The sequence below is a fragment of the Devosia sp. genome, assembly GCF_041917035.1.
Lineage (GTDB): Bacteria > Pseudomonadota > Alphaproteobacteria > Rhizobiales > Devosiaceae > Devosia_A.
In genome coordinates this window covers 1-5,035 of record NZ_JAYRYM010000257.1, presented here as the reverse complement: position 1 = coordinate 5,035, position 5,035 = coordinate 1, and the positions used below count along the sequence as shown (strand labels likewise).

Below are 5,035 nucleotides of genomic sequence, written 5' to 3'. Positions count from 1 at the left end.
TCGCGCAGGGCAGCGCTCAGGCGTGGCGACGCCGCCGTGCCGGAGCGACCTGCATGCCCGACAGCCACTCCCGGCGGGTCACGAACCCGACCAGTGCCTCTGCCGACAGCGGTCGCGCGAAGGCATAGCCCTGCAGAGTCGTGCATCCCAGCTCGCGCAGCATCTCTGCGTGCTGCAGCGTCTCGACCCCCTCGCCAACCACCTCGATATCGAGGGCCCGGCCGATCTCGACGATGGAGCGCACCAGCCGACGCTGCGTCGGCGACGTGACGATCGGGGCGACCAGCTGCCGGTCGATCTTCAGGCGACGCGGCCTGAGCTGCATCAGGCTGACGATCGACGCATAGCCGGTGCCGAAATCATCGATCTCCACATCGATTCCCAGGTCCTTGATCTGGTCGATGTTCCAGCGCACGAGGTCCTCGGCCTCGTCGAGGAAGATCGATTCCACCAGCTCGAAGGAGACGACGCCCGGCGGAATGCTGAGACCGCGCAGCGAGGCGATCAGTTGCTCGTCCTGCAGCCGGCGGGCGGAAACGTTGACCGAGACCTTCGGGATCGCCAGCCCCAGTTCAGCCCAGTGGGCGAAGTCGCGCAGTGCCCGCTCGAGGACGATCCGGTCGATGCTGCCGACGACGCTGAGATCCTCGGCCACGTCGAGGAACTGCGCCGGCGCGAGAATGCCCTCGGTCGGGTGGTGCCAGCGCGCCAGCGCCTCGACCCCGACGACCTCGAGCGTGTGGGCATCGAACTGCGGCTGGTAGTAGGGGAGAAACTGATCCGTCTCCAGCCCGTGCAGGATCTCGTCCGCAACCCGCTTGGTGCGGATCACCTCCTCCTGCAGCGCATCGGTGAAGAACTCGAAACGGTTTCGACCGCGGCTCTTGGCCCGATACAGGGCGATATCCGCATTGATCAGCAGCCGCTCCGGATCGGCATTGAAACCGCGCTCGCAGGCGATGCCGATCGACACCCCGAACCGGCACTCGTGCCCCTCGTAGGCAACCGGTTGCCGCATCCGCACGATGATCCGCTCGGCCAGGTTGGCGAGGGCCTCCTGGTCGCCCTCGCGGATCGAGACCACCACGAATTCGTCACCGCCAATCCGCGCCACGAAGTCGTCGTTGCGCACATTGGCCCGCAACACCGCCGCAGCGTGCACCAGCATCGCGTCGCCGGCCGCGTGGCCGAGCGTGTCGTTGATCTGCTTGAAGCGGTCGAGGTCGATATGCAGCAGCGCGACGGTACCGTTGTTGCGTTCGGCCCAGATCATGCGCTGTCTGAGGATGTCGTCGAGGTAGCGCCGGTTCGGCAATCCGGTCAACGAATCGTGCAGCGCGTTGTGCTCGATGCTCGCCTTGGCCGCCTCCAGCTCGAAGTTCCTTGCCTCGGTCAGCCGGTTGGCGCGCTTCAGGTTCTCGTTGAGTTCCACGTCGGATGAAACGTCCCAGTTTACCCCGACGATCTTGGAGGCCCCGTCGGGGTCCTTGTAGACCGCGCCGATCGCCCGCACGTTTCGCACCAGCCCCAGCGGGGTGACGACGCGATACTCCGAGTGGTAGCGACCGGTCACTTCGATGGCGAGGCGAAACTCCTCCTCGGCGCGCCTGAGGTCGTCGGGGTGCAGGGCGTCCCGCCAATGCGCGTATTGACGCTTGCCGCCGTCCTGCGGCAATCCGAACACCGCATTCACCCGGTCGTCCCACAGCAGGTCGCCCGTCTGAAGGTCATACTCGAAGACGCCGACCTGCGAGGTCTCGAGCGCCAGCCCCAGCCGCCGCGACAACCGTTGCAGCTCGGCCTCGCGGCTCTTGAGCTTCTTGAGGTTGCGCTGCCGCTCTTCGAGCAGCCGTCCGGCCAGGAGGATCGGCACGGCCAGGATCAAGCCCAGCACGGTGAACCCCGCCCAGATCAGCCAGGCGTCCGGGGGCGTCAGGTTCCACCCACCCTTGGGGACGGCCGCGATCACCCAGCGCCCTGCCGGCAGGACGACATCGGCCGTCACCGGTCTGCCCGCGAACACCCTTTGCTCGCCATAGAATCGTTCGCCGAGGCGACCGAGGCCGTCGCGCCCCGAGATCGCGACATCAATCCCCAGGTCCGGGTCCTTCAGTCCGCTGTCGGCGTAGAGCCGCTCGGTGTCCACCACCGCGGAGACGATCCCCCAGAAGGCATTCCGCCCGTCGCGATCGACATAGACCGGGAACCGGCCGATGAAGCCGGTGCCCCCCTGGACCAGATCGACCGGGCCGGCCAGCACCATCTCGCCGGTCTGCATCGCTCTGAGGGCCGCGCCGCGCTGGGCGACGTTGGTCCGGTAGTCGAGCCCCAGCGCGCTCTCGTTGCCGCGGAGCGGATACATCAGCCTGACGACCAGATCCGGCGCGGCCGCGATGTTGCGCAGCTGCGAATCCTCAGCGAACAGCTTGCTTGCGAGATCGGCGAAGCGGAGCTGGCTCATCTCGGGCTCGGTCGACAGGGTGGCGACGATACCCCGGACCAGCTGGATATTGCCGTTGATATTGCCCTCGAGCTTGGCCCTGAGCAGACTGAGTTCCTTGAGGACGTCGGCCCTGAGCCGCTGTTCGTAGACCGTCTGGTTCTGGCTCGCGGCATAGGAGGCGATGCCGAGCATGACGATCAGCGCCATCGCCGCTGGCGCCACCATCGGGCGCATCAGGCTGCGCTCCACCTGCCCCACAAGTTCCCGCCACGCGGCCAGTCGCATCAACGCCGCCCCAATCGCACCCGCTTCTGCGGACGATCAGGTTACGGCGGACCGCTTAAATTAGGCTTTAGGCGTCACAACAATTGCGACGCCGCGCTCTCACGAGCCGATATTGATGATCTCCACCCGCCGATTCTCCGCGGCCTCCGGGTCGGACGCGTTGATTGGCTCGCTCTCTCCCTTGCCGATCGCCATCAGCCGGCCGCGATCGACACTGTGAAAGAAGACCAGGTGCTCGACCACCGATGCCGCCCGACGCTGCGACAGCTCGAGATTGTAGGCATCCGACCCCTTGGCGTCGGTGTGGCCGATGATCTGGAAGCGGTACTCCTTCAGGCGGGAATCCCGCAGCGCGGCACCGAGAGCCCTCAGCGTCAGGATCGCCTCGTTCTCGAGCTCGTCGGAGTCGTAGGCGAACTGGACCCGCATGCTGATCGAGGGGGCTTCGGCCTTGTCGCCGGGCTTGACCTTGAGGCCGCGGTTGGGGCCTTCCTTGGGCGTCAGAGCATCGACGATCTGATCCGACGACAGGTCGTCCTGCGCCAGTGAAGGTCCCCCGACGGGCTGCGCCAGGACGAGCCCAAGCACGGCGATCTTGATGAGCTTCAGCATCTTTCTCACTCGGCGGTGTGAATGGGAACGTAGGCGGCGGAGATGAAGCGCTCGGGACTGGTCTTGTCCGGACGCGCGAGGATGGCTTCACGCAAGGCGGTCAGGAACTCGCGCTCGGTCTCCGTCTCGGGGCGCGGCTCGGCAAACAGGGGTGAGCGCGAGGCGAGCACCAGCAGCATTTCGTCGCCGAAGGGGCCGGAAACCTCGAAGCGGTCCCGCCCGTCCTCGCCGTCGCCGAACTTGAGCTGGCTGCCCGCCGCGATGGTGGAAAGGTTGTCCGCATCGACCTGCTGCAGATGCACGACCGTGCCGTCGGCCTGGACGTAGGCGACGTGCACATAGCTGTCGAACTGCGGCGTTGCGATGCTGATGGCCAACGTGTCACCTGCCCTGAGTTCGGTGCCCGAGACGTCGACCCTGGGTGCGGCCCGCTCGGCGAGCTGCGCGTCGAGCGTCAGCAGCGCCTCGCATTGCGGCCAGGGCGCCAGCGCCACGTCGACCGCGTCGACCTCGTCGGTGAGTTCGGCCCGCACGGCTTCGAGGTCCTCCGGCCGGCTGACGAAGCCCTCGGCCACCTCGCGATCGCCGCGCCTCGATATCTGCACCTTGGCGCATTCCAGGCCGGCGATATCGAGGTCCTGCTTCGGGGCCGGATCGGCCGGATCGACCGGCTCCTCGGGCACAATGGGCTCTTCGGGCGCCGGCGCATCCTCCGGCTCGAGGTCGGCGACCGGCACCCTGTCCCCCGACGGCATCACCATCACGAACGCCTCGGTCGTCCGGTTGACGAAGGTCTGGTAGTCCATCCGTCCGTAGCCGCCGTCCGACCAGTCGGGACCCCAGGAATTGATGAACTTGAACGTCTGCTTGGCCTCGTTGTAGCCGACCAGCGTGATCGCGTGGCCGAACGAGTCCTCGGGCAGCGGGGGGGAGTGCCACACCGCCTTGGGCTTGTTCCACAGGTTGTCGAATCCCTCGTCCGGCACCACCCGGATGATCACCGGATTGCCGGCGGCCAGTTCGCCCTTCACCTGGTCGACGCGCGTGTAGTCGACATAGCGGTAGTCGGCGATGTGGAAATCGCTGGCGGCCGAGATCTGCTCGGGGGCCGGGTAGTCGCAGCGATCCTGGTCATAGGGATAGTCGGCAAGCGACAGCGCCCCGCCGGCCTTCAGCGACTCGAGGATCAGCACATTGGCGCTGCCGGACTGGCAGTCGCCCGGAACCCCGACATTCTGGTTGTAGAGGAAAGCCGGGCTGGGGATCGATTGCGGCAACGTGATGCGCCGCTGCTCGACCGCTGCAGCGTAGTAGGCGCGAGCCGCGTAGCCGACCGCCCAGCCCGTGCACGAGCCCTGGTTGCCCTGGTCGCCGGGGACCGGAAAATACTCCGACAGGTCCACCACTTCCGGCAGAAACGAGCGGAACAGCGGCGTCGCGGTCAACGAGCGCACCTTGACCGGGTCGCTCGCCTTGGCTCCGTAGCCGCGCTTGAACGGCGCGTCTTCCGCTGCAGCCGTACCCGCCAGCACCACAGCGCCCAGCGCCAGCACGGCACCGAGCCCCCACGACAATCGACGCAATGCCCTCATCGTTCCCTCGCCCACCAATGGACCGGCGGCCCTCGGCCCGCCGGACGGATTTTACGTACGATTGGACGCCGTCGCCAAGTGAATCCTTGGGGCCGGCGCATCA

At 66.8% G+C, this 5,035-nt stretch carries 3 protein-coding genes; all 3 read right to left on the bottom strand.

The window, feature by feature from the left end:
• Positions 1–16: 16 nt before the first annotated feature.
• The 3 genes from ACE3TU_RS18690 to ACE3TU_RS18680 all read right to left on the bottom strand — a co-directional run bounded on the left by ACE3TU_RS18690 (position 17) and on the right by ACE3TU_RS18680 (position 4,932).
• Entirely contained in the window at positions 17–2,728 is a 2,712-nt protein-coding gene (locus ACE3TU_RS18690) for an EAL domain-containing protein (protein ID WP_374626970.1), read from the bottom strand.
• Between the two features lie 99 nt (positions 2,729–2,827).
• The gene (locus tag ACE3TU_RS18685) at positions 2,828–3,340 is read right to left on the bottom strand and encodes an OmpA family protein (RefSeq protein WP_374626968.1); all 513 of its coding nucleotides are present in this window, start codon (positions 3,338–3,340) and stop codon (positions 2,828–2,830) included.
• A gap of 5 nt (positions 3,341–3,345) precedes the next feature.
• On the bottom strand, positions 3,346–4,932 hold the full coding sequence (locus ACE3TU_RS18680) for a C1 family peptidase (RefSeq protein ID WP_374626966.1): 1,587 nt from the start codon (positions 4,930–4,932) through the stop codon (positions 3,346–3,348).
• Positions 4,933–5,035 lie beyond the last annotated feature (103 nt).